We start from the raw sequence: 25,918 nt of genomic DNA, 5'->3' as shown, positions 1-25,918 counted from the left end.
CTCGTCGTGCCGGAAGAGGTCGGACCGGGAACGGCCGGAACGGCATGACGACCCGCGCGGGGGCACGTTACGCAGGCGTGCGGGGGGGGACGTGCCCTACGCGGCGGTCGCCGGGAAGGCGTGTCCGGGTGCCCGTGGCCGGCGCCGGCCGGGCGCGTCGGGATCGCGTTGCGGCAGGAAGGCCGTACGCCGGGCCCGGTCGCGAATCGCCGTGCGCACCCGGGTGGGCGGGACGGCGGGCGCCGAGCGGGCGGCGATCAGCGCGCAGGCGGCGAACGCCGCCCCGGCCGCCGTGGTCGCGGCGAGCGCCACGGTCGCGGAGAGATTGCCGGTGTCGAGCAGCAGGACCGGCAGCAGCAGGAGCAGCGGCAGGAGCAGCAGCGGGGCGAGCGCACGCGAGCGCGCGAGACTGCGGACCACCTGGCTCCCCTCCCCACGGTCACAACCGCCGACGTCCACCCGCCCTTTATACCCGGCCGGCGACAACTGGGCGCACAGCGGGCGGAGATGGCGGAAACCCGCTCGCGCCCGAGGGGTGGCCGACGGACAATGTGCGGGTGCCTCGTACTCCCACCTGCGTCCTGACCGACACATCTCCCGCGCGGACCCGGGACGGTCACGCGGTGGACCGGTTCGTCGAGATCGGCTCGTTCACCAAGGTGCTCACGGGTACGGCGCTCATGCGGATGGCCGCCGCGGGCCTGCTCGACGTCGACGACCCCGTCGAACGCTGGCTCCCCACCGCCCCGCCCACCGGCATCACGCTGCGGCACCTGGCCGACCACACCTCCGGGCTGCCGCGCCTCCCGCCCGGCACGGCGGGCCGCGATCCGTACGCCGCGTTCGACCGCGCCGCGCTGCACCGGCTGCTCGGCCGGCTGGACGCGGTCGTGGTCCGGCCGCCGGGACAGCAGGAGGAGTACTCCAACCTCGGGTACGCCGTCCTGGGCGCGGCACTGGTGGGCGCGGCCGGTGCCTCGTACGAGGAGCTGCTGGCCGAGCACGTTCTGCGGCCGCTGGACGTCCGCGAGGTGAGCGTACGGCCCGGCGCGGACCGGCGGCTGCTCGCCCCGGGGCTGTTCGGCAGGGGCCGCAGGCCCTGGACCATGGACGGGGCGATCCTTCCGGCGGGCGGGCTGTGGGCCACCCCGCGCGCGGTCGCCGAGCTGCTCGTCCGGCTCGTGATCGAGCGCCGGCTGGGCGATCCCGCTCCCTCCTGGCAGACGGCCGGCCCGGTCCACTGGCACAACGGCGCGACCCGTCACGCGTCGGTCTTCGCCGGCGCCCGCGCGGACGGCCGGTGGGTCGTCGTCCACCGGCTGGGCGGCGACCACGAGGAGACCGACCAGACGGGCGTCGGCCTCCTCGCCGAGGACGCCCCGGCCGGCTCCTGACGTCGACCGCCCGGCCGGTCAGGCCGGTTCCGTCGCCAGCGGCTCCAGCAGCCGCTTGGGCTTGAGCAGCGCGCGGCTGACCGGATCCGCCGGGTCCGGGTCGAGGCCCGTGCCGGGCTCCATGACCACGTCCTCGAGCGGTACGGCGATCCCGCACGTGCGGCATTCGCCGTACGCCCCGAGTTCCGTGCCGCACTCCGCGTGCCGGAAGTAGCGCAACCGCGTCTCGGTGAGGTGCTCGCGCCCCCACAGGCCGAGGGCGAGCAGGGTCGGCCACAGCGCGCGGCCTCGCTCGGTGAGGACGTACTCGTCGCGCGGCGGCGACTGCTGGTACCGGCGTTTCTCGAGGACGCCCTCGGCCGTCAGGGTCTGCAGCCGGGCGGCGAGGACCGCGCGGGGGATGCCGAGGTGGACCAGGAAGTCGTTGTACCGGCGCACGCCGTACAGCGCGTCCCGGACGACGAGCAGCGTCCAGCGCTCGCCGACGACCTCGAGTGCGCGGGCGATCGAGCACTCCTGTGTCGCGTAGTCCTTGCCCAGTGCCATGCCCTCCACTGTAGCCACTCTCCGACCGCTTGGTTCAGTGACCGAACCGATGGTGTTACGGTGGGCGGAGTGGTCAGTTCAATGACCGAATCGTGAGTCGACGCGGCCCCTCCACGTCCCTCGCGCCGCCCAGACCCCGGAAGGACGGGACCACGCCATGACCGGGCTCGACTCCGCCGCCACCCCCACCGCCGCGGCCGTACGCGGCGCGACCGCCCGGGACACCCCGGTACGCCCGCGGGCCACCCTCGTCCTGACCAGCGCGGCCACCGCCGTGGCGCTGATGACGTACACCGCCCCGATGATCACGCTGCCGGACACGGCCGCCGCCCTGCACACCCCGCTCTCCGCCCAGGCCTGGCTGCTGAACGGCACCCCGCTCGGCCTCGCCGCCCTGCTCCTGGTGGCCGGCAGCCTCGCCGACGACTACGGCCGCCGCCGCGTCTTCCTCGCCGGCACGCTGGCCCTCGGCCTCACCACCTTCCTCGGCGCCTTCACGACGTCGACCTGGCAGTTCACCCTCGCCCGCGCCGCCCAGGGAGCGGCCAGCGCGGCGATCCTGGCGAGCAGCCTCGGCCTGCTGGTGACGGCCTTCCCCGCAGCGCGCGGCCGGCTGCACGCCACCGGCGTCTGGGGCGCCTTCGTCAGCGGCGGCATCGCCGTCGGCCCGCTGGTCGCGGGCGCGCTGCCGAGCTGGCGGATCGCGTACGGCGTCCTGGGCGCCGCCACGCTCCTGGTCGCCGCGCTCGGCACCCGCGTACTCACCGAGTCCCGGGCTCCGCGCGGCGGCCGGCCGGACGTCCTCGGCGCCCTCACCTTCGGCCTGGCCCTGGTCGCCCTGGTCGCGGCCCTCACCCTGGGCCGCGACGGCTGGCTGCGCGCCCCGGTCGGACTCCTCTTCGCCGCCGCCGTGGTCCTGATCGCGGTCTTCGCCGCGGTGGAACACCGCACGGCCACACCGATGATCGACCTCGGCCTGCTCCGCCACGCCCGCTTCCTGGCCTCGGCCGCCGGCGGTCTGTTCACCGGCCTCGCGGTGATCGGAATGTTCAGCTTCCTGCCGGCCCTGCTCGAGCAGACGCTCCGCCTGTCCCCCATGGACACGGCCTGGCTGTACCTGCTCTGGTCCGGCCTGAGCTTCACGGTGGCCCTCCAGGTCAAGCACCTGGCCGGCCGGATCGCCCCGCGCGCCCAGCTGGCCATCGGCTTCACCCTGCACGCCGTCGCCGTCCTGACCATGCTCGGCGCCCTTGCCTCCGGCTCCTGGACCCGGCTGCTGCCCGGCCTGATCATCAGCGGAATCGGCAGCGGCCTGCTCAACGGCGCGCTGCCGCTGCTGGCCGTGGAGTCGGTCCCGCGCGAACGCGCCGCGATGGGCTCCGGCGCCCAGCAGACCTTCCGCTACATCGGCTCCTGCGCCGGCGTGGCCCTGACCATCGCCCTCGCCACCTCGTCCCACACCCTCACCCGCGGCGCGAACATCGCCCTGCTGGTGTCGGCGGGACTGGCGGTGGTGGGCGCGGTGAGCGTGGGGGCGCTGCGGGAGCGGGCGCAGCGGCGCTAGACAGGGCCCAGGCGCTGTCGTGCATGGCGTCGCGGGGCGGGCGGGAGTCCGACCACAGGGCCTAGCGGGGCCGCGTGGAGACGAGCTTGCCCCACACCGCCATCCGGTAGCGCGAGGTGAACTCGGGCGTGCAGGTGGTCAGGGTGATGTAGTAGCCGGGCGCGTCGTACCCGTAGGACGGCCGCACGAGGGAGCGCGGCACGGCCCGCACGACCCCCGAGTCCGTCGCCGAGGTCTGCGGCAGGATCCGGTCCACGTCGTACGTGTACGTCGCCGTCCGCGTCTCCACCTCGACGTCGTCCCCGCGCCGCAGCCGGGGCAGGTACCGGAACGGCTCGCCGTGCGTGTTGCGGTGCCCGGCGAGCGCGAAGTTCCCTTGCATGCCCGGCTGCTGGGTGCCCTGGTAATGGCCCACGTACCCCTTGTCGAGGACGTCGGCCTTGCTCACGCCCTCGGCGATGGGGACCCGCAGCCCCAACCGGGGGATGACGAGGACGGCGTAGGCCTGGGAGCGCCGGGGGGCGCCGACGGGGACGTACGGCCGTCGCGCCGTGCGGGGGCTGGAGGCGCCGGCGGCGGGTGCGGACGCCGTGGGCGAGCCGGGGGCCGTGGGTGACGTGGAGCCGAGACCGGTGCCGGATCCCCCGCTCCCCCACTCCCGCTCCAGGGCCTCCACCTGCCGTTCGGCGCCGCGCCGGGCCTCCCGGTTGGTCCACCACAGCTGGTGCACGACGAGCAGCATCAGCAGCACCCCGACGGTGACGAGCGCCTCGGCCCCGCCCCGCAGCACCCGCCGTCGCCGGGCACGCCGCCGCCGGTCCCTGTGCCGTACGACCCGCACGCCCGACGACGCAAGCATCCGCAACCACCTCCACGGGAGCCGCCCGCAGGGTAGGCGCGGGCGCCACAACTGGCCATAGCCACAAGGCTTCGATACGCGACCCGCACCCGGACACACACCTCTCCGGCAAGTCGCTCTCGTCCCCCTCGCGCCGAAGTCGGTCCGGACGCCGCCGGTGGACGCAGTGACGGCGTAACGGCATGGGAACGCGGCGAGGTGGCTGACCAGCGCTTACTCCCTCTTGTCACCGCTCGGCAGTACGGTGTCCCCCATGCGCCCCGACACGCCTGCCGAGAACGTCGACCACACCGCCGAAGCGGCACGCCTGGAGCGGACCGCCGGCCTGTATCCCGAGGACGCCGAAGCCCTGCTTCTGAGGGCGGCGGCCCACCTCGAACTGTCCGGCGACCGCCCCGCGGCCACCACGCTCTACGACCGTCTGCTGTCCGCTTCGGACGGCCTGGAGAATCCCGCCCTGATCCGCGCCCTCAAGGCCTCGAACCTCTGGGAGTACGGCCACGAGGCGGAGGCGAGGGCGATCATCGAGGGCCTGCGCACGTCCGCCCCCCGGGACCCGGCCCCCTGGGTGATCATCGCGGAGTCCCTGGAGTCGCACGACGAACTGGAGACGGCGGCGGAGACCTTCACGGAGGCGGCGACCCTGCTGTTGCCGGAGGGCGCGGAACCGGCACCGGCCACCCACCCCCTCCTCTACGGCCGCCACCGCGTGCGCCGCATGCTGGGGCTGGCGCACGACGCGTGGGACACCCTGGCCGACACCCTCCACACATCCCCCGTGCCGCTGGACGAACTCCACGACCCGAAGCGCGTCTGGTCCCTCGGCTCCGACAACCCCGCCGAACTCCAGGCGGAAATCACCCGCCTCCAGGCCGAACTGGGCGCCTTCCGGGAGGCCCTCTCGCGCCCCTTCCCGGTGGCGGTCCTCCACTGGCCGGCCCCGGAGCTCTCGGAACTCCTCTCGGCGTACCCCGCCCTCTCCACGGAGTACCCGTCCCACGAGACCCACCTGTCGACCATAGAGTCCTCGCTCCGCGAACTGTCCTCGTCGGGCACGGCCAACCTGGGCATCGTCACGGGCACGGTCCCGTCGTACGAGGCGTTCGCGGCGTCGGAGGGCGCCTCACCGACCGACGCCACCCTGCTCCCGCAGTACGCGACGACGCTGGCGGCACGGGGGCGGGCGGTGGCCTGGCCGCCGCAGCGGGGGATGGAGTGTTGGTGTGGGGCGGAGCAGGGTTACGAGGAGTGCCATGGGGGTCCGCAGGTCTGATCACCGGACCCCTGGGCTTGGTGCGGTGGGACTCGCAACCGTGATGGAATCGGCACCGCAGCAGTGGCCCCCCGACTCGATCGACGCGAGCCCGGGGGTACCCAGCGGTCAATCGAACGGACCGAGCCACGATCGTGAGGCAGAGCCGCGTTGAAAACGATGAAGCCGTTGTCTCCCGCCGTCTCGGCGCGCATGAGCAAGCAGGTCAGCAAGGACACGGCCTGCGAGCTGGCGGTCCGTCGCCTGCTCCGCGCGGCCGGACTGCGGGGGTACCGCGTCGAGTACCCGGTACCAGGGATGGCTCGCCGCCGGGTAGACGTGGCCTTCACCTCGGTCAAGGTGGCCGTCCTGATCGACGGTTGCTTCTGGCACGGGTGTCCCCAGCACGCCACGCAGCCGAAGTCGAACGCGGAGTGGTGGCGCCAGAAGCTGGACCGCAACATGGCGCGCGACGTGGAGACGACCGAGCATCTCACGTCAGCCGGGTGGGAAGTGTTGCGTTTCTGGGAGCATGAGGCGCCGGAGGACGTGGCCTTGCGCATCGCGGCGGTGGTCGAACGGCGGAAGGCCGAACAGGGGCGCGGGAGGAATCGTTGAGCGGGCTGACCTTCGTCGACGTGTGCTCCGGGGCAGGTGGGCTCGCCCTGGGGCTGGAGCGGGCCGGGTTCGAACCGCGCCTGCTGCTCGACGAGGACGACGACGCCTGCAGGACCCTCCGGACCAACCGTCCGCACTGGAATGTGCTCCAGACCGACCTGCTGGACTTCGACCCGAGCGAACACCCACACAGTTACGACGTCGATCTCCTGGCGGCCGGTCTCCCCCGAGTGAAGTCGAGCGCGACAGTGACGCGCCGATCATCCGACGCCGAGCTCCGCCTCATCGAGGCGACCGCCTATCTGATCCACGCTGTCCGACCACGAGCGCTGATCATCGAGAACGTGCCGACCTTGGTCGATGAGGACTCCTTCGCACCTATACGGGACTTCCTCCACAAAGAGTTGGAGCACCTCGGCTACGAGCTCACCTGGTTCGTCCTGAACGCCTCCGCCTTCGGAGTCCCTCAGGACCGCATGCTGGGCATCCTCACCGCCATCAAGCAGGAGTGGGCGAGCCCCTTCCAGCCACCTCGGCCCACCGTCCACGAGCACGTGTCGGTCGGAGAGGCGCTGGCGCCGTCGATGCGTTCCCGCGGCTGGCCGGACGCCGACCGCTGGGCGGCCCAGGCGACGAGCGTGGCGCCGACCCTGGTGGGCGGCTCCAAGACGCACGGAGGCGCGGACTTCGGGCCGCGGGGCACGAAGGCCAAGTGGCGACGGATGGGGGTCTACACGAAGTCGTCCGGGAACGAGCCCCCCGGCCGCGACTTCAAGTGGGATCCGTCACTCGGGGATGACGGACTGGTACGGATCACAGTGGCCCAGACGGCCATCCTCCAGGGCTTCCCGGAATCGTGGGAGATCGCCGGGCTCAAGACCGCCCGGTGCCGCCAGATCGGGCACGCGACACCGCCGCCTGTCGGAGAGGCGCTGGGACGGGCTGTCGCCGCAGCGCTCGTTCCGGATCCGCCAGTCCAATCGGCCGGCTAGACTTCCGCCACATGACCAGCACGGCGTCCCACAAGCCCATCCTCGACCAGCCTCGTATCCTTGACCTCTTCGCGGGTCCCGGAGGGCTGGACGTCGCCGGTCACTCGCTCGACATCCCGAGTCTCGGTATCGAATGGGACAGGAGCGCGTGCCTGACCCGGTACGCCGCCGGTCTCGACACCCTGCACGCCGATGTGAGCGCGGTGCGCAGATACGCCTTCGAGTCGTTGCCGCCGGAGATCAACGTGCTCGCTGGTGGCCCTCCGTGCCAGACGTACTCAGTGGCCGGGCACGGCGCCGGGCGCCAGGCCTTGGACAGGGTCAAGAAGTACATCGACAGGCTAATGCCAGGTGACTCCGACAAGAAGATCGACGAAGAACTCAAGGGTCTCCCCGATCCACGCACCGCACTGGTCCTCGAACCTCTCCGGTACGCGATTCAGGCAACCCGGAGCCCCAACCGTGAGAACCGACCTTACGATGTGATCGTCCTGGAGCAGGTCCCCGCAGTGGCACCGCTCTGGGAGCACTACGCCAAGGTGCTGGCCGAGACAGGGCTCCCCGACGGGACCAGATACAAGGTTGTCGTCGGCGTTCTGGACACCGAGACCTATGGGGTACCGCAGACGCGATCTCGCGCGGTGTTGATCGCTCGGCGCGAAGGGCTCGGTGAGCCCTCACTCCCCTCCCCCACACACCGTTTCTACGATGCGAAGGAATGGAACCGGAGCAACGGGACGAGCGCACCTGACCAGGTCCGTCAGCCGACCCTTGATGAGGGCGGCGCGTCGGGGAGCGACGAGGACAGGCTTCCTTGGAGGTCGATGCGTGATGCCCTCTCGGATCCGGTGGGCTCACATCCCGGGCGTGTCACTCCCTTCTTGGTCCGCTCGAACTACGGCAGTTCGGGTCATCCGGGGAGGCGTGGGGTGCGGACCGACCAGCAGCCCGCCACCACAGTCACCGGCCGTATCTCCCGCTTCGTGGTTTTCGAGCACCTCAACGAGAAGGTCGTCTACGAAGGACCGCGGTTCAGCATGAACGAAGCGGGCCTGCTGCAGAGCTTCCCGCCGGACTACCCGTGGTCCGGTACGGCGCAGGCTCAGCAGGTGGGCAACGCCGTACCGCCCCTGTTCGGTGCGCACCTCCTCAGCTCCGCTCTCGGACTCCCCAGGCCGGACCCTGAGGTACTGAGGAAACCGTGGCAGCCGGCAACGGAGGAGCAGCGAGCCAAGCTTCGAAGCAACGGCTGTGGGTCCGCCGACGCGTGCACCGACAGGTGTCCGCAGCCTAAGGACCAGGTGCCGCCGCCTTCTTCCATGCGCCCACGCAAGAGGAAGAAGGCGGCGACCAAGTAGCCCGCGCGCAGCGCCAGGTCAATCCCCGGGCTTCCGACCCCTGACCGGCGCGGTCTCAAAAAGCTCTGCGAAGTAGCTGGTGAGCGTGGCCACGGACTCCTCAGGGACAGGGTCCTCGTCGGGCCCCTTCGGGAGTTCGTATCGCTGTACCGGTGGCGCTGATTCCGCTTCCGCGATCCAGTCGCGCAGGTGTACGGGGTCGCGAGGTCGATCAGGCGCGAGGATGTCGTAGATCAGGGTCGCGCCGGCCGCGTTGATCGCGACGCTGAGGCCATCGACCTCTCGCCCGGTGGTGACCAGTCCGCTTTTCAGCAGGCGGACAATGGCCTGAGCGGTGGGACGGTGGTCGATCATCTCCTTCTTCAGAACGCTGTGGATGAGGTCCTGGTTTCCGCAGGCTGCCTCGACCGGCTCGTAGTCCGCCCCGTTCCTGAACAGCTCCGCTGCCCACCACAGGCGTGAGAAACACTGCCGGTCGGCAGGTCCACGGAAGCGCTCCGCGGCGACACGCCTTTCCGGCTTCTTCGCCGTCGGTTCCGAAAGGTGACGCCAGACCACGTAGTCGGGAGCCACCGCCAGTCCGAGGTGGTTCCACAGACGCTTGTCCGCCGCTTCTCGTCGCGTCAGCCGCAGCGTGGCATGGAGTCTTGGCGCGAGCCATGCGTCGGCTCGGGTTCGGTCCTCCCGGAACTCGAACATGGCGTCTTCCACCAGGCTCCGGATCGGCTCGACCCACCATCTGGCGTCGTCCTCGGGAAGCGGCTCGACGACCTTGGCGAGGTCGATGCCGCCATGGACCTGTTCGCCCCTGAGCAGCTCTTCGGTGAGGAACGGATCGACGGCCGAGGTGGCGAGCAGCGCCAGGCGCTCCGGTACGTGGTTCGGTTGGGTGATCACGTCTCACTCTCGCGGTTCATCTGTTCCAAACTGCGGATCACATAGGCAAGCGCCTTGGTGGCATCGGCACGGCGGACCGCCGCGTAGTGGATACGGGTCTGCAGTTCGACCCAGCCCGATTCGCCGGTGCGCCGGCGGTGCACCTGCCGTAGGGCCTCCTCGACGTGTACGCCGGGAACGACGTCCGGGAGCATCTCCCGCAGCACCTCGCCCTGCCAGTCGGTCGGGAAGACCGGGCTCCCACCGGGTTCCACCTCCAGATCGCCGATGGCACCGTGGAACACCGCGGTCCAGACGTCGGTGGCCATCTGCGCGACCAGGAGGTCACGTACCTTGCTGTCCACTCCCGAGCCGTTGCTGTCCAGCAGCCCGATGACACCCTCGACGTCGGTGTTCACGAACACCGTGGGGACTCTGGCCGAGGCATCCACGATCCAGGGCGCGTCGGCGTAGGCCTGGAGCCACTCTCGGGCGCTTCTCTTGAACGACGCCGTCTGGACGTCCAGTTGGAGTCCACGGACCGGCTCGTCGGAGACCGTGTCGACGATCCAGCTCCGTTCGGTCTCGGCGATCGACCGTCCGCGCACTCCGTCCACCGTCCCGACGGCGTACACGGCGAGGGAGGCTCGACCCAAGTGGTCGTCACGGAGCACCTCCAGCGCCCCCGACCAGTCCCGTCCACCCTCTGCGTCAAGCGTGAGATCCGCGGAAGTGCGGACATTGGTCTCGCCGTCGGTCAGCACGGCGAGGACACGCAGATCGGACCAGGCCGCGTCCGGCGCGTTCGCCCCCGGTGGCAGCGTCGCCGACAGGCCGATCGTGGCGCTCACCCAGTCGGTGTGGCCGGCGATACCGAGCGCGACGGACTGCTGCTGGGTCGAGTACGCGGTGGTCTCCAGTTGGTCGCGGGTGCCGTCCGAGAGCTTGAGGGAGACCGAGGTCACTCTCAGTGTGACCGGCCGGTTGAGCCGCTTGTACGGGTAGATCTTCACGCGTCACTCCCCCTTTCCGGCACGGAGTTCGAGGACGAGGCGGGTGAGCATGGTCCTGACCGGGTGACTGCTCACATCGGTAAATCCCTGGAACTTCGCGCGACGCACGCCGGGAGTGAAGCGCAGGGTCCCGTCCTCCACCTCGCAACCCTCGACGGCGACGAGTTCCGCCCACTCCAGCTTCGGACGGCCTCCGGACCGCACATCCAGTTGCGCGACCGGCACCATCGGGACGATCTCGTCGCCACGCGGGATGCTCACTTCGGCGGTGATCCGCCACTCCCCGTCGTCGCCGACTGTCGCGTCGAGCGTGTCCAGCACCGGAACCACCGGCCCGGCGGGGGCCTTGGCCTTAGGCCTCGTTCTTACGGTCAACGCCTTGCGCACGGCCTCCCCGCCCTCGTGACTGGTGCGCTTCGGCCGTGCGACAAGCTCCCTGACCGCATTGTTGACCTCAGCCGTCAGCGCGCTGATCCGCCGATACGCGGACGGGGACCAGCGCAGAGTGAGCTCCTCCGTCTGTCCCCAGCGGTCATGCTCAGGCGGTTCCGCCGCACGCAGGAATTCCTCTGCCTCCTTCGCGAAGGGAGCAGTTTCTCCGGCTGCCTCGCCCACCAGTAGAACGGCCTGGAAGGGATTGGTCCCGAGCGGCAGTCTCTGAACCCCGGCCCTCCTGACGGTCATACGGTTGCCGCGCAGCGAGTGCACCTGGTTCTTCCCCCCGTCTCCGTCCCTGTCCCCCTCGGCCTCGGTGACCAGAAGAACCGCCTGGTGCGTACCGAGCGTCCCATGGGCGCCGCCGGAGAGCGGCAGCTTCAGCGGGACGTTTCGCGCCGCGACCTGCCCGGCCTCGGTGAGACGGTCCACTGTGGTGCCCTCGTAGTGCGCCCTGAGGGCACGAGTCCGGGCGGGCTGCTCGACGGACGGATCCACCTGCTTCTCCGGCACGACCTCCTTGCCGTTCTGAAAGGCGCGGACAGAGACCTCAAGGAGGGGAAGCCTGCTGCCTCCGCCCGTCATCGCGGCCCAGAAGTCACGTCCCAGCGCCTCTACCAGACGACCGTGCATCTTGCGGATGTCACGCGTGTCCTCATCGCCGTCCTCGACACCGCCGGACTCGTCGTCCGCGTCGGACCCGCTCTCAAGGCTGGCGACATCGTGCGCGCCGACGATGAGAAAGGAGGTGCCGGGTTCGTCGCTCTCCCTGGTCAGGTACAGGCGTGCGACGGTCTCCTCGTCCGCCCACCAGGAACGGGCGACCATGGCACCGGGCGAATCGGGATCTGGGCGTCCGAACCAGGCCGGGCCCGCGTACGGCTCGCCGTCCACTTCCCGCCACGGCAGTTCGAGACGGCCGATGACCCTTCGCTCGGTACGTCCCTCGTGAGGCACGGACAGAGTGGAGTTGATGAGCACGAGTCCGAGGGCGCTGGTGGCCCACAGTGTCGCCTTGCCCAGGCCGTACGAACCACCGGCGCCGGGGCCGGACTTCAGGCTCTCCAGCTGACGCCTGACCACCGCGGCGAACTTGCCGTCCGCGTAGTCGTCGCCGATCAGCCCGGAAGCGTTGTAGTCGTCCACACGCAGCAGGACCAAGCGGCCCTTCTCGTACATGTCGCGTACACCGGCGTCCACGACCCGGCCGACCTTCTGGTTACCGGCAGCCTCCGAGACGGCGGAGTAGTGCGGGAAGAGATCGTTCCAGAGGATCGCCTCACGGAAGGAGTCAAGGGCCTCACCGGTGAGCTCATGCAGGGTGTAACGGACCCGGACCGGGCGGCCGTTCTCCGTCAGTCGCTCGTCGAGGCTGTTCTGACAAGTCTCGCGGGCGAGAACCTGCACGTCGGCGTCGAATGCGAAGGCTGCGGCATTGCCCAGGTCACGGCCGCCGTCGGGGTAGCCGGGGCGGTGATACCACGTGACCGGGAGGCCGGCCTGGGTATCGGTAGTGCGGGTATGAACCGTCCCGACGTCGGTGCCGAGCGCCTTTGCGATGTCCGTCATCACGGTGGGGCGAGGCGTCGACCGGCCCGTGATCCACGCGGACACGGCGGCCCGAGTCAGCTGGAGCTCGTCGGCCAGTTCAGCCTGTGTCTTCCCCGCGAGCTTGAGCTGTCGGGCCAACCAGGGCCCGAACTCCTCACCTGTCTCCACGTGCCACCTGCTCTTCCCCTGGAGCCGCGTGCAGCTCGCATGTCGTAGACCAGGAGGCTAATTTGACGACGAGAACACTGTCAACCAACAGTTGATCGAGCCCGGGTCCTCCGACCGCTCAAGCGGATGGGTCGAGTTGCCCGACTTTAACCACGTTTACATCTCCATCTTCCACGGAAGCCCCCAACTCCCGAGCAGCAAAGCCGAGTTGAGGACGGTAGGGGTTGACCGCCAGGATCGGCGCCCGATAGCATGAAGAACGGCGACAAGTTTCGCCCCGCCGGTGAACCTGAATGCAAATTCGAGGGGGATCGGGCGGCAGGACAGAACTCTGTCCAAAATCGACCGAGAGCCAAAAGCCACAGGTCTGTCCTAACCTCGACCCGAGCCCCTCTTCAATCAAAATAGAGGCACTGGCTGCATGGGGTTGCAACCTGCCACCCTGATTTCCAGTGAGGACATTTCGTCCGGAGATTTCGTACACCTATTTTCCACGGGGGGCATTTGGGCTTCATCGCACCCCTGCGACAACGAAACCGACAGGGGTATTTTCAATGGATGAGTACTACGGATACGACCTGGATTCAGACCGTGGCCGGAGCCACCTCGAACTTGACATCGCAATTGGGGAGGTGGAAATGAAGGCGGCAGCGGACATTCTCAAGGGTCACCCATGCGCAGATGAATTTGTCAACAGATTTCCTTGCATGGCTCAATACTTTCAGGAACCCCCCGACGACACCACGCCCTCCGTCTGACCGTACTGCAACGTCACCTGACGAGCCGTGAGCTCCTCGGAGCACACCTAAACGCGCGTTCACCAGCAGAAACAGAGTTACAGGACACCTTCGCCAAGCCCTTGGGGCACCACTCGCACACCCACGGGCCGGCTGTTACGAAATCGACAGCCAGCCCGTCAGGCACACCTTCGTCCGACCGCTTGACAGTCAGGAGTGCTGAACAATGTCACCTTCGTTCCCTCCGGTTATTCAAACCGTCATTGAGCAGTCTTCCCGCGTCCTGCAAACTTACGCCGTAGACCCCGGACTCGTAGCCGAACATGCCAATGGAGAGCGCCGCATCACTCAGGGCGGATATGGCGATCGCCAGCTTTTTGAACTTGTCCAGAATGCCGCCGACGAAATCGCCGACGAGCCCGGAGGCAGAGTCCAAGTCGTCCTTACAACGACGCACCTTTACTGCGCGAACGAAGGTAATCCAGTCACTCCGGAGGGCGCGGAAACCATTCTTCGAATGAGTACGTCGAAGAAACGTGGCGGGCAGATCGGAAGGTTCGGAGTAGGCATTAAGTCGGTCCTCGTGGTGACCGATGCTCCAGAATTCTTCAGCAGCACCGGAAGTTTCGGGTTCGACCGCGCCTGGTCGTTCGAGCAAATCAAAAACGTGCCCGGTGTGGCCGCTCGTTACGGTCAGGAATTCGACGCCCCCGTGCTGCGGATGGCACGTCCTCTCGACATGCAGGCCGAGCGCACCGCCGACCCTGTCCTTCACGAGCTGCTGACCTGGGCAACCACCGTCGTGCGCCTGCCCTTGCTACCGAAGGCGGACCGTCGGCTCGGGCTGGACATGCACGGCGGGCGTGCCAAGGAAAACGGCGAGCCGCGCGACGAGTTCCCCGTGGGCTTCCAGCTCTTCTCCCCGCATGTCGCGAAGGTCGTCCTTGAGGACCGTCGTCATCTCCCACCGGCCCGCCGGACCCTGACCACCCGACAGGCCGGCGACCTGCACACCGTGACCGAGGAGAGGAACGGGGGGACCAACACCATCCGCTGGCGGGTGTTCACCACCACCCACACACCCGGTCCGGCGGCCCGGGAGGACGCCGGCGAACTCCACGGCCGGCTCTCACTCGACCTTTCATGGGGTGTTCCGGCCTTGGAGAAGGATCCGGAAAGCGGCTTGTACGTCAATTCGCGGACCCGTGGCCGGGGTACGTTCTGGTCTTTCTTCCCGACCAAGTACGAGGTGTCGTTGAGCGGCATCCTCAACGGAGCCTGGAAGACCAACGAGGACAGGCAGAACCTTCTCGACTCCTCCCCCTTCAACCAGGAGATGATCCGGGTGGCGGCGCAGCTGGTCGTCGACTCCCTTCCCGCCTTGGCGCCCGCCGAGGACCCGGCCGCCTACCTCCCCCTGCTGCCCGGCCGTGTCAAGGAATCGATCAGCTGGGCCGACGAGTTCCTGACCCGGGAGATCTGGGCCCGCACCGCGGACCGGCCGTCCCTGCCCGACCAGGACGGCGTCCTGCGCGTCCCCACGGAACTGCGGATCCACCCGCGGCTCGACAGGGACCTGAAGAGACTGTCCAGTTGGCTGCGGATGTGGAACCAGTGCCCCGGGCGCCCCTCGAACTGGCTGCACCCGAGCGTCGAGGCGGACGCACTGCGCTCCGGAAAGGTCGAGCACATCATCGGCGCGGCCGGGCACGAGAGGACCGACGTCCGCGAGTGGCTGGAGGCCTTGGTCGAAAGCGAGACCCACGAGGCGTCGGCGGTGGCCGTGCGAATCCTCGCGAACATGATCGAGGCTCGGTCCCCCTACGCCGAGGAGGCCCGCAAGGCACACATCGTGCTCACCGAGGAGCACGGTCTCGTCGCCCCCGTGCCAGGCAAGGTGTTCCGCCGCGCCGACCAGGGAGGACTGCGTGAGGCCCTGGTGTACGTGGTCGACGACCTTGCCCAGGACCCGTCGCTCGCTCATGCCCTCAACACCCTGGGCATCCGCGAGGCCGATGTCGAGGGCAGGTTCGTCAGCGTCCTGGATCAGGGCTTCGACCACTACAGCGACTCGGACTGGGAGCGCTTTTGGGAGTTGTTCCGTCAGGCGGGTGTCCGTCGGATGGCCCACAAGGTCCTGGAGCGGGTGTCCGTTCCGCGCTCGACGCTTCGGGTACGGACCTCCGATGGGCGATTCCGGCCGGTCGAGGACTGCATGCTGCCAGGTGTCGTCGTCGATGCGAAGCGGGACCCGAGCATCGCCGTCGACATGGCGTTCCACTCCGACGACACCCCGTTCTTCTCCCAGGTCGGTCTGCGGGAACGACCGTCCGGTGGGGTGCAGCCCCAGGCGGGCGAAGAGTGGTTCGAGGAGTACCGCGAAGCCGTCCATGCCGCCTATCTCCGCGGTCTGGACAGTCGCGCCCCGCGCCCCACGCTGAACCGAATGAAGGTCGAGGGCGCGGCGATCGGTGGTCCGCTCCACCTCTTCCGCGCCCTCTCCGAAGAGTCCCGAGCGGCCTTTCTGAAGGTGTTGCCCGACGACGCCGTCGTGGACAACTGGACGCTTCAGATCGGCGCGCAGACCAGTACCCGCCAGGCAGTGGCCTCGCCGATCCGTTGGATGCTGAGGAAGTTCGGCTCAGTCAACACCTCGCAGGGGATCAAGCCTCTGAGGGAGGCCGTCGGCCCCCAGCTCGCCGGCTACCGGGACGTGTTGCCGGTAGCCGACCTCTCCCCTGAGAAGGCTCGCAGGCTGCGGCTCCCGACCACCGTGGACGAGGTTCCCGCCGACCGCTGGGACGCGCTCCTCGACGAGGTGACCCGTAGCGAGGACGACTCCTTCGTCGGCGCCACCTACGTGATGCTGACCCGGTTCGGCGCGGACTTCCCCGAGGGCTCCCTGACGCGGTGCCGGATCGGCGACGACTGGGGAACCCGTCCCGACGGCGAGATCACGATCGCCGTCGGAGCCGCTCAGTACCGGGCGCTCCGCGCCGAACAGCTCCCCGCACTCCTCGTACCGACCGCCGAGGATGCCGAACTGATGATCGAGAAGTGGGGGATGCTCCGCTATGCCGATGTGATCAGCCGGGAGACCCGTGAGGAACCGGAGGGTGACCCCGTCCCTCTCGTCGAGCTGTTCCCTGCCCTGCGACAGCGCCTGAACAGCGGGCACCGGAACAGCATGGTGCAACGGTGCAGCGAGCTGGAGGAGGTCATCCGTACACCCCACGGCACGCATGCCTCCCCTCTGGACGCCGTGCGCCAGGACGGCACCGTCAAGGTCCGCGTGCCGCTGGAGCCCGAGCCGATGCTGCGTCTCATCGACCGCGAACTCGGCCTCGGTCTCGGCGCCGCCGGTTGCCGCACGGTCCTGGAGCACCAGGACCGCATGGCTCGTGACAGCGAGCTGAAGGCAGCGCAGAAGGCGGTGCGCGAGGCCACGAACGTGGTGGCCAAGATCGAACTGCTGATCGGTGCCGACGCGCTCCGGGCCGGTCTCCCCGAGGGACTGATGGAGGCCGAGATGCAGGCGACCGACGGCGTCGAGCCGTCCGGGCGCCGGATCGCGCAGATGGCGTTCAACGCACACGGTGACGGTGTGCTCCAGCAGCACGCTCGGGACATCCAGGCACGCTTTCCCAATGCGCCTGTGGCGTACGGGGGTTCGCCGGCGGCCATCGCGTTCGTGTCGGAGATGAAGCTGCCCGTCTCGTTCGCCGGTTCGAGGACCCCGTCCCTGCCTCCGTTCGAGACCGTGGAGGGCCCTCGGGACTTCCCTCGCCTCCACGATTACCAGGAAGACCTGGTCCGGAACATCTCCACGATGCTTGATCGGCTCGCTCCCCAGCGCGGCATGCTGTCCCTACCGACCGGCGCCGGCAAGACCCGTGTCACCGCCGAGGCCGTGATCCGTTGGGTGAAGCGGGTCGGAGACCTCAAGGGTCCGCTGCTGTGGATAGCGCAGACCGAAGAGCTGTGCGAACAGGCCGTACAGAGCTGGAAGTTCGTCTGGAGCAAGGTGGGCGCCGAACGCCCGCTCACCATCAGCCGGCTGTGGAGCACCAGCGAGGTCGGGAACGTCGTCGATCACCCGCACCTGGTGGTCGCCACCGACGCCAAGCTGGAACGGTGCCTGGGCACCGACCAGTACACCTGGCTGCGCCAAGCCGCACTGGTGATCGTGGACGAGGCACACACCGCCATCTCCAAGCGGTACACCGAGATCCTGGGCCAATTGGGGCTCACTCAGTACGAGACCGGCCGGCATCTCCTGGGTCTGACCGCCACCCCGTTCCGCAGCGCCAACGAAGAGGAGACCCGCCGTCTGGTCAGCCGCTTCGGCAACCGGCGACTCGACCAAGGAGTCTTCCCGTCGGGCGACCCGTATCGCGATCTCCAGGACTGGGGCATGCTCGCCCAGGTCGAGCACCGCACCCTTGAGGGCGGCCGCATCGAACTCACACGGGACGAGAAGACACACGCCGACCGCATGGCCGTGCTCTCTCGCTCCGCCGAACAACGACTCGCCGACGACCACGAACGCAGTCGGCGCATCGTCGACTCGGTGGCCGAACTACGCGACGACTGGCCGACGTTGCTGTTCGCCACCTCCGTCGACCACGCCAAATACCTGGCCGCCATGCTCAACGACCGGGGTGTCCCGTCCGCTGCCGTGGACTCGACGACCAGCACGCAAGACCGCCGCAACCGCATCGAGAACTTCCGAAACGGACGCATCCGAGTCCTCACCAACTACGGTGTGCTCACCCAGGGATTCGACGCACCCGCCACTCGTGTCGTCGTCGTGGCCCGGCCGGTCTACAGCACCAACGTGTACCAGCAGATGATCGGTCGCGGACTGCGCGGACCGCTGAACGGCGGCAAGGAAAGCTGTCTGATCCTCAACGTCAGCGACAACATCGCCAACTTCGACACCCACCTCGCCTTCACCCAGTTCGAGCATCTCTGGAGCCGGAAGTGACCGACGTCTACCAGGACAGCCCTCCGCTCACCGACGAGCAACTGGCCGTCGTCGTACAGCCCTGGGACGCGCGCGTCCTGGTCACCGCCGGCGCCGGAGCGGGCAAGACGCACACCCTGGTGCGCCGGCTCGACGCACTGTGCGGCCACGAGGACCCTGAACAGGCGCTGGAGGCGGCCGAGATCCTGGTGCTGACTTTCTCCCGAGCGGCGGCCCGGGAACTGCGCGAACGAATCTCCCGGCACGGCGAACGAGCCCACCGAGTACGCGCCCGTACGTTCGACGCGTGGGCCTACGAGGTGCTCCTTCAGGCGCATCCGGACGGCGAGTGGGGTGCGGTCGGCTTCGACGAGCGGATCGCCGCCGCGACCTGCGCGATCGAGAAGGGCGCGCTGGAGGTCGGCGACGCGGTGCCACCGGCTCATGTCGTGATCGACGAGGTGCAGGACCTGTTGGGCGGTCGCCGTGAGCTGGTGGAGACGCTTCTCGACCGGTACCAGGACAGCTGCGGGTTCACCGTCGTCGGAGACGTCGCCCAGTCGGTGTACGGCTTCCAGATCGAGGACCTGGGCGAACGCGCCGACGAGACCGGTCGGTTCTTCGACTGGCTGCGCTGCTCCTACCCCGACGACCTGGTGGAGCTGCATCTCACGCGGAACTTCCGGGCCACCACCGCCGAGGCCCGGATCGCACTGGCGCACGGCCCCCTTCTCCAGCAGGTCACCGACCCGGACGAGGCCGGAAGGCTCTACGACGAACTGCGTGATCTCCTCCTGGCTCCGGCGAACGGCATGGGCGACCTCGACGACGAGTTCACCCTGGACGGCCTGCGTGACCTCTCCGACACCTGCGCCGTCCTCACCCGTGACAACCAGCAGGCCCTCGTGATCTCCGGCCTGCTGCACGCGCACGGCATCGACCACCGGCTGCGGCGCCCGCTGGAGGAGCGTCCGGTGCCGTACTGGGTGGCCGAGCTGCTGCGTCGCACGGAGGCGACCGGCCTCACCGAGGACCGGTTCCGTACGCTCCTCTCGGAAATCCCTCTTCCCTACGAACCTGACGCCGCCGCCCTGTGGACGGTGCTCCGTAGGGTCGCGCGTGGTGCGGGGCGCGGAGTACTCGACCTGGGCCGGCTGCGCCGCGCGGTCGCCGACGGCAGGTTCCCGGACGAGGCGGCGGACCCGGAGAACGCCCGCATCGTCGTCTCGACGGTACACCGAGCCAAGGGCCTGGAGTTCGACCGGGTGATCGTACTGACGCCACCGACCCTCGCCAAGCTCCACAAGCAATACCAGGATGAGTTGGACGTTCCGGCCGAAGTCCGCTCCCTGTATGTGGCCATGACGCGTGCCCGCCAGGACCTGTACCACGTGGCCCCTCCCGAACTGCCGCACTTCAAGCGGGCGGGGAGTCAGCGCCGTGGCCGTCGCTATCTCGGGTCGTGGCGGTCGTACGACAGGTACGGGATCGTGGCCGAGGCGGGCGACGTGTGCCGGGACGACCCGCCCGGCCGTCAGAGCGACCCCGTCGCAACCCAGGCGTATCTCCTGGAACAGGTGCGCCCCGGCCAGGAGGTGCTGCTGCGCAAGCGCCACGACCTGCCGATGGGCGAGGCCGAGAGCCCGCCGTACGCCCTGATGCACGACGGCAAGGAGATCGGAGAGGCCTCGCAGCGGTTCCGCGAGGATCTTTTCCAGGTACAGAAGGTCAACCGTACCTGGGACCCTTGGTGGCCCGACGAGATCCAGGGCCTGCGGATCGACACCCTGGAGACCGTGACGGGCAGCACATCAGCGGGCACGAACGCCGGACTCGGTGAGCGAGGTGTGTGGATCGCCCCGCGGATCACCGGCATCGGCCGGTACCGGAGAGCCGACGACCACGAGGAGCAGCGCGCATGACGCAGGTGGCAGGTCCCCACTCCGAGCACTATCGGGTCCGGGACGAGGAACTCCTGGTGGGGCTCCGTCGTGAACTCCTCGGCCCCGCCGAGGACGCCGTGCCGGACGATCGGGACGAGGTACTCACCCAGGACGCGCCGATCGACCGATACCTGACCGGTGTGTTGTACCCGCGTGCCGCGGACAGGGCCGCGAAGGAACGGACGGAGGAGGACGCAGCCGAGCAGGAAGGCCTGGACGCCGCCCCTCTGCTCAGCCGGGAAGACGTCGAGGAGTCCGGTACCGCGCAGGAGGTCGGCGCTTCGGGAGACAGGCGTCCTTCCTCGATGGGTCTCACCTTCGCGGTCCGCCCGACCATAAGCAGGATGATCGTGGTCTCCGCCCGCGCGGCCGTCTACGAACCCACCGATGCCGACGGCAAGCCCGTTCCGGCACGCCGCGCCGAGGCCCGCACCACCGCCGACCAGCGGGAGCAGTGGCGGCGCAGGGAACTCGACTTCCCTGACCAGCACATCGACGTGACCCGACCGGATCCGAAGAAGTCGATCGAGCTCACCCCGGAGGCCGCGTTGCATGTCAACGTCCGGCCCGTCGACCCGGTCAACAACACGGTCACGATCACGGTCACACTGATCAATACGCAGAAAGTCGGCGAGCGGGATCTTCAGGACGCCTTCTCTTTGTTCCAGTGCGGTCTGACGGTCCGGGCCGCCGACGGCTCCACCGCCTTCGTCGAGCGTCCGGCCCCGGCCGCCGCCCATGACCCGGAGATCGCCACGAGTCGGTTGCTGCACCGCCACGCCCCGACCTTCGCGGTCGGCCACGGTTGCGCCGCCGAGTGGGACTGGACTCCCCAGCCGATCGGTATGACCGAGACCGAAACGCCCGCCGTCCCCGAGGTGCGAAGCCAGTTCGTGCCCACGGTGGAGGTGCTGCTGACCGAGTCCAACCCGGAGATCGACAGCTCCGCCCTCTCGATGCTGGGGCTGGCCGAGCAGTCCGATGCCGATGTCCTGGCCGCTCTGGAAGGGCTGGCCACCGGATACGAACACTGGATCGACCGTAAGTCGGCCGAGGCGGACGCTCTGACGGGCACCATCCACGAGAAGCCCGCCCGCGACCAGGTGAGCGCCTGCCGCGAGGCACTCGGCCGTATCCGTGAAGGCATCGAGCTGCTGCGGACCAAGCACGACCTCATGCATGCGTTCCGCCTCGCGAACTGCGCCATGGCGGACCAGCGCGCCCGTAGCAAGTGGGTGAAGGACGGCCGGGTGGGCGCCCCTGTCCCGGCCGCCGGCCGCTGGCGCCCGTTCCAGATCGCGTTCCTGCTGCTCTGCCTGGCCGGCATCGACGACCCTGCGCACGACGATCGGCGGGTGTCCGACCTGCTGTGGTTTCCCACCGGTGGTGGCAAGACGGAGGCGTACCTCGGATTGATCGCCCTCACGTCTTTCCTGCGTCGCATCCGCAAGGGAGCGGACGGCGGCGGGGTCACCGTCCTCATGCGCTACACCCTGCGACTGCTCACCCTCCAGCAGTTCGAGCGAGCGGCGATTCTGCTCTGCGCCATGGAGCACATGCGACGCCGGACACCCGAGCTGGGCCATGAGGAGTTCTCCGTCGGCATGTGGGTGGGGCGTTCTGCCACCCCCAACACGCTGGCCGCCGCCGGCCTGAAGCTCGACGAACTGCAGAGGAACCTCGACAAGCGCCTCGCGACCGAGAATCCCGTCCAGTTGCATGCCTGCCCCTGGTGCGGGACCCGCCTCGACGCACGGAACTACGAAGTCGACGAGGACGCCAAGCGGATGTACGTCCGATGCCCGGGCGGGGGATGCGACTTCGCCGACGGCCTGCCAGTCCACCTGATCGACGAGTCGGTGTACGACGCACGACCGACCCTGGTGATCGCGACCGTGGACAAGTTCGCGTCGATGCCGTGGCGGCCGGCCACCTCCGCACTCTTCAACCTCGACGATCCGGCCGATGGCACCCCTCCCCCGGAGCTGATCGTCCAGGACGAACTGCACCTGATCTCCGGACCACTGGGAACTCTCACCGGCCTCTACGAAACCGCCGTGGATGCCCTGGCCGACCGTCCCAAGGTGATCGCCTCCACCGCGACCATCCGTCGCGCCGCCGACCAGGGACGCCACCTATTCGCCCGCAAAGTACGGCAGTTCCCGCCCGCCGGCCTGGATGCCCGCGACTCGTGGTTCGCCGTGGAGACACCGCGCGAGGATAAGGCGAGCCGACGCTACGTCGGCCTCCTGGCCCCCGGCACCAGCCAGTCCACCCTGTTGATCCGTACGTACGCCACCCTGCTGCACCGGGCCAAGCAGGCGAAGACCGAGGACGAGGTCCGCGACGCGTACTGGAGTCTTGTCGGCTACTTCAACAGCCTCCGACTGCTGTCGGCGGCCGAACTCCAGGTCCATGACGACGTGGTGGCCTATCTGGAGCTGCTGGCTGCGCGCGAGGGGGCGGAGGTCCGCTCGGTCGGCAACTACTCGGAGCTGACGAGCCGTATCGACGCCAGTGAGATCCCCACCCGCCTCAAGGGCATCGAAAAGCGGTGGCCCGACCACGACGCCGTGGACATCCTCCTGGCCACCAACATGATCGCGGTCGGCGTGGACGTGGACCGTCTCGGTCTCATGGCCGTGATGGGCCAACCGCAGACGACCGCCGAGTACATCCAGGCCACCAGCCGGGTCGGCCGCGCGCACCCCGGTCTGGTCGCGGTCATGCTCAACTCGACGCGATCCCGGGATCGTTCCCACTACGAGAGCTTCCAGCATTTCCACTCGGCCCTGTACCGCGAGGTCGAGTCCACGTCCGTCACCCCGTTCTCCGCCCGCGCCCGTGACCGGGGCCTGCACGCGGTGATCGTGGCCCTCGCCCGCATCATGATCCCCGCCGCCCGCCCCAACGAGGGCGCCGGCCAGGTCGAGTCCTATGAAGACGTGCTTCGCGGCCGCATCAAGTCGATCCTCCTGGAACGCGTCGAGGCGGTCACCCCGGACGAGAGAGACGCCGTGTCCCAGGCCTTCGACGAGTTCGTCGAGTGGTGGTGCGAGGAAGCCGACATCCACAGCAGCCTGCTGTTCGTACCCCAGAGGGGCCGTCGCACTCCTTCGCTGCTGAAGGCGTACGACGACGAGTCCGAGGACGTGGACGCGTGGTCCACGTTGTGGAGCCTGCGTGACGTCGACGCCGAGACCGCCCTGTTCTTGGAGGGAACCCGATGACCCCGCCTCCCGCCCGCCGTCGCCGGACCGGTACGAACGGCGCCGCACCCGCGCACAACCTTCCACGGCGGGGTGCGGTCCGTCGTGCCCAGGCGATCACCACCTACGGGGTAGGCTCACTGATCGCCGTCGATCATGAGTCCTTCATCGTCTCGGGGCTCGACGAGGCCGAGCAGAGCTGGAGTCGTGACGAGTCCCCTCGGATCCATGAACGGCGCTTGGCCCGCCTGCTCGACATCGACTACTTCCGGCTGCCGCCCGCTTCCGACGACACGAGCAGGGACGGTCTCCGAGTCCGACGGTTCCCGTTGATGCACTCCTGCCCCGAGTGCAACGACCTGCAGCGGCACCGCGATTTCAACCCTCCCGCTGGTAGAAGCGTCTGCGGCACGTGTGAGGTCGACTTGGTCCCCTCCCGTTTCGTCGTCGCGTGCGAGGCCGGACACCTCGGCGAGTTTCCGTACTGGCAGTGGGTACACCGCTCCAAAGACCGCGGTGGCTCGCCGACGGCACAGTGCGGGGGAAAGCTCAAGCTGCGCACGTCCGGGCACACTTCCTCGCTCCGCTCCATCCTGGTCTCCTGCACCTGTGGGCAGGCTCCCGAGGTCTCGATGGAGGGTTCCTTCCGCAGGAACGCGCTCAAGGACCTGGGCCTCAAGTGCCGAGGCGCCCGTCCATGGCTCGGTGCCTCCGCCCCCCTTCAGGAGTGCGGACTTCTCCTGCGGACGTTGCAGCGCGGTTCTTCCGCGGTATGGCAACCGGTGCTGAAGTCTGCGCTCTCCATCCCGCCGTGGAGCGACGGCCGCGCGGATCCACTCGCGGAACACTGGGACGCTCTTCGTGAGTACGACGAGCGCGACCATGTCGAGATCTATCTCAAAGGGGTGTTCAAGGGAAAGTGTCCCGTGCCGCTGGACGAGGTGATGGCGCTGCTCGAAGCGGAGCGCGAAGAGGACCCCGACGGCGAGGCGGCCCCCACCTTCGACCACCGCTACCGCGCCCTTCGCAACAAGGAGTACGAGCGTCTCCGCGCGGGCAACGATGAGAGCGAGCACAACCGCGACGAACAGTTCGTCTGCGAGACCCCGTTGGGCGACCAGAGCGTGCTCGATCCACTCGGTGTCACCGGCCCGATGCTGGTCAAGAGGCTCCGCGAGGTGCGCGCCCTGAAGGCGTTCACCCGGCTCGTCGACGCCGAGTCGACGACCGACTCCAAGGAGATGCCCTTGTCCGAACACCCCCTGCGCTGGCTCCCGGCCATGGAGGTGCGGGGCGAGGGAGTCTTCCTCCGCCTGGACGAGGACCGGCTGGACGCCTGGGAGAGGGCTCCGGCGGTGGCAGCCCGGATCGAACGGATGCGTACCGCCCACCAGCGGGTACTGGAGGAGCGGGCCGAAGACCCGAGCCGCGTCACCCCCTCCCCCGCCACCCCTCGCATGGTGCTGCTGCACACCTTGGCCCACGTCCTCATCAACGAGTGGAGCCTGGAGGCGGGCTACCCGGCCGCGTCCCTGCGCGAGCGCCTGTATGCCGCCGACGACATGGCCGGGGTACTCGTCTACACGGCGACGAGCGACTCCGCAGGCAGTCTGGGCGGACTGGTCGCCCAAGGCGAGCCGGAGATTCTCGATCGCACGGTCCGTTCGGCCGTCCACCGTGCCGAGTGGTGCTCCTCCGATCCACTGTGCGTCGAGACCGAAGCGTCCGGCACCGGCGGATCGAACCTCGCGGCGTGTCACGCCTGCGTGATGCTCCCGGAGACCAGTTGCGAGCACAACAACATCCTGCTCGACCGTGCTCTGCTCGTGGGCACTCCGGATGATCCTGATCTGGGCTTCTTCGCGAAGCTGCTGACACGCTGACATGCCCGACTTCGGTCAGGGGACCGGAGCGGTCGCTCACGCTCCGCCTCCGGTCCCCGCGGACCGAAAGCCTCGACGTCCGCCTCGAACTGCACCTGAACTCGGTCCAGAACCTCATCCGCGTCGAGATCATGCCTTCGAAGCCAGTGGAGGAGGTCGGCGATGGCATCGATCACCACCATCTCCGCCATTGCGATCCTCAGCCTCTCGACTCGTCAGGGAGCATGGTCGGTGCTCCTTTGCAGAGGTTCAGGACATTCTCGGCTCTCGAGACATGCCCGTTCTGGACATGACCGTGCGGCGTGCTCAAGCTGGTTGCGTGTTCGACCCACCTGACCTTGCGCTCAGGCAGAAGCTGGACGCCCCAGCGCTCGGAGATGCCAGCGACAAGTGCCATGCCACGTCCTGTCTTCCTATCCTCGGTGGAGTCGACCAGCGTCGGTAAGGCACGCGTGTCGGAGTCGTGTACCTCGATTCCCCGGCAGCAGCGGCTGTTCACCGGCACAGAAGACATCAAGGCTGAAGTGCCCTGCGGGGTGGGAGGGAGGGAGTTG

The 25,918-nt window shown here is 68.8% G+C and carries 17 protein-coding genes; 10 read left to right on the top strand and 7 right to left on the bottom strand.

Annotation, left to right across the window (positions count from 1 at the left end; genetic code table 11):
* Positions 1 to 96 precede the first annotated feature (96 nt).
* Positions 97 to 420 (bottom strand): DUF6412 domain-containing protein, encoded by a 324-nt coding sequence (locus tag AB0L59_RS00725; protein WP_365577748.1) that lies wholly within the window; start codon positions 418 to 420, stop codon positions 97 to 99.
* A gap of 137 nt (positions 421 to 557) precedes the next feature.
* On the opposite strand from AB0L59_RS00725, the gene AB0L59_RS00720 reads away from it, so the two are divergent.
* Positions 558 to 1,394, top strand: a complete 837-nt coding sequence (locus AB0L59_RS00720) for a serine hydrolase domain-containing protein (RefSeq protein WP_365577747.1) — start codon at positions 558 to 560, stop codon at positions 1,392 to 1,394.
* 18 nt (positions 1,395 to 1,412) lie between these two features.
* On the opposite strand, the gene AB0L59_RS00715 is transcribed toward AB0L59_RS00720, so the two are convergent.
* Positions 1,413 to 1,949 carry a helix-turn-helix domain-containing protein gene (locus AB0L59_RS00715; protein ID WP_365579446.1) on the bottom strand — a complete coding sequence of 179 codons (537 nt, stop codon included), beginning with the start codon at positions 1,947 to 1,949 and terminating at the stop codon, positions 1,413 to 1,415.
* Between the two features lie 148 nt (positions 1,950 to 2,097).
* Between AB0L59_RS00715 and AB0L59_RS00710 the strand changes: the two genes are divergently transcribed.
* A complete protein-coding gene (locus AB0L59_RS00710) occupies positions 2,098 to 3,504 on the top strand; it encodes an MFS transporter (protein WP_365577745.1) in 1,407 nt (468 codons plus the stop codon).
* 61 nt (positions 3,505 to 3,565) lie between these two features.
* On the opposite strand, the gene AB0L59_RS00705 is transcribed toward AB0L59_RS00710, so the two are convergent.
* On the bottom strand, positions 3,566 to 4,363 hold the full coding sequence (locus tag AB0L59_RS00705; protein WP_365577743.1) for a class E sortase: 798 nt from the start codon (positions 4,361 to 4,363) through the stop codon (positions 3,566 to 3,568).
* Between the two features lie 253 nt (positions 4,364 to 4,616).
* On the opposite strand from AB0L59_RS00705, the gene AB0L59_RS00700 reads away from it, so the two are divergent.
* The 4 genes from AB0L59_RS00700 (at position 4,617) to AB0L59_RS00685 (ending at position 8,583) form a co-directional block, all read left to right on the top strand.
* Positions 4,617 to 5,636 (top strand): tetratricopeptide repeat protein, encoded by a 1,020-nt coding sequence (locus tag AB0L59_RS00700; RefSeq protein WP_365577741.1) that lies wholly within the window; start codon positions 4,617 to 4,619, stop codon positions 5,634 to 5,636.
* A 192-nt stretch (positions 5,637 to 5,828) separates the two neighbouring features.
* Positions 5,829 to 6,233, top strand: a complete 405-nt coding sequence (locus AB0L59_RS00695; RefSeq protein WP_365579444.1) for a very short patch repair endonuclease — start codon at positions 5,829 to 5,831, stop codon at positions 6,231 to 6,233.
* A complete protein-coding gene (locus AB0L59_RS00690; protein ID WP_365577740.1) occupies positions 6,230 to 7,225 on the top strand; it encodes a DNA cytosine methyltransferase in 996 nt (331 codons plus the stop codon). The genes AB0L59_RS00695 and AB0L59_RS00690 overlap by 4 nt, the downstream gene beginning before the upstream one ends.
* Before the next feature lie 11 nt (positions 7,226 to 7,236).
* Positions 7,237 to 8,583, top strand: a complete 1,347-nt coding sequence (locus AB0L59_RS00685) for a DNA cytosine methyltransferase (protein ID WP_365577738.1) — start codon at positions 7,237 to 7,239, stop codon at positions 8,581 to 8,583.
* 18 nt (positions 8,584 to 8,601) lie between these two features.
* Here the strand turns inward: AB0L59_RS00685 and AB0L59_RS00680 are convergent, their stop codons facing one another.
* The 4 genes from AB0L59_RS00680 to AB0L59_RS00665 all read right to left on the bottom strand — a co-directional run bounded on the left by AB0L59_RS00680 (position 8,602) and on the right by AB0L59_RS00665 (position 14,138).
* On the bottom strand, positions 8,602 to 9,480 hold the full coding sequence (locus AB0L59_RS00680) for a DUF6339 family protein (protein ID WP_365577736.1): 879 nt from the start codon (positions 9,478 to 9,480) through the stop codon (positions 8,602 to 8,604).
* A complete protein-coding gene (locus AB0L59_RS00675; protein WP_365577734.1) occupies positions 9,477 to 10,472 on the bottom strand; it encodes a hypothetical protein in 996 nt (331 codons plus the stop codon). The genes AB0L59_RS00680 and AB0L59_RS00675 overlap by 4 nt, the downstream gene beginning before the upstream one ends.
* Positions 10,473 to 10,475: 3 nt before the next feature.
* On the bottom strand, positions 10,476 to 12,626 hold the full coding sequence (locus tag AB0L59_RS00670) for a helix-turn-helix transcriptional regulator (protein WP_365577732.1): 2,151 nt from the start codon (positions 12,624 to 12,626) through the stop codon (positions 10,476 to 10,478).
* Between the two features lie 966 nt (positions 12,627 to 13,592).
* Entirely contained in the window at positions 13,593 to 14,138 is a 546-nt protein-coding gene (locus AB0L59_RS00665) for a hypothetical protein (RefSeq protein WP_365577730.1), read from the bottom strand.
* Between AB0L59_RS00665 and AB0L59_RS00660 the strand changes: the two genes are divergently transcribed.
* The 4 genes from AB0L59_RS00660 to AB0L59_RS00645 are packed head-to-tail and all read left to right on the top strand — an operon-like array spanning position 14,085 to position 25,364.
* The gene (locus tag AB0L59_RS00660; protein ID WP_365577728.1) at positions 14,085 to 18,350 is read left to right on the top strand and encodes a DEAD/DEAH box helicase; all 4,266 of its coding nucleotides are present in this window, start codon (positions 14,085 to 14,087) and stop codon (positions 18,348 to 18,350) included. The two genes, AB0L59_RS00665 and AB0L59_RS00660, sit on opposite strands and share 54 nt — an antisense overlap.
* A complete protein-coding gene (locus AB0L59_RS00655; protein ID WP_365577726.1) occupies positions 18,347 to 20,251 on the top strand; it encodes a UvrD-helicase domain-containing protein in 1,905 nt (634 codons plus the stop codon). The genes AB0L59_RS00660 and AB0L59_RS00655 overlap by 4 nt, the downstream gene beginning before the upstream one ends.
* Positions 20,248 to 23,502 carry a helicase-related protein gene (locus AB0L59_RS00650; protein ID WP_365577724.1) on the top strand — a complete coding sequence of 1,085 codons (3,255 nt, stop codon included), beginning with the start codon at positions 20,248 to 20,250 and terminating at the stop codon, positions 23,500 to 23,502. The genes AB0L59_RS00655 and AB0L59_RS00650 overlap by 4 nt, the downstream gene beginning before the upstream one ends.
* Positions 23,499 to 25,364: a DUF1998 domain-containing protein gene (locus AB0L59_RS00645; RefSeq protein ID WP_365577722.1), complete on the top strand. Its 1,866-nt coding sequence runs from the start codon at positions 23,499 to 23,501 to the stop codon at positions 25,362 to 25,364. Before AB0L59_RS00650 ends, AB0L59_RS00645 begins: the two co-directional genes overlap by 4 nt.
* The last annotated feature ends 554 nt before the right edge of the window (positions 25,365 to 25,918 follow it).

The organism is Streptomyces sp. NPDC052109 (genome assembly GCF_040680195.1).
Taxonomy (GTDB): domain Bacteria; phylum Actinomycetota; class Actinomycetes; order Streptomycetales; family Streptomycetaceae; genus Streptomyces.
The sequence above is the reverse complement of the archived record's forward strand: the minus strand, read 5'-3'. Positions and strand labels throughout refer to the sequence as shown.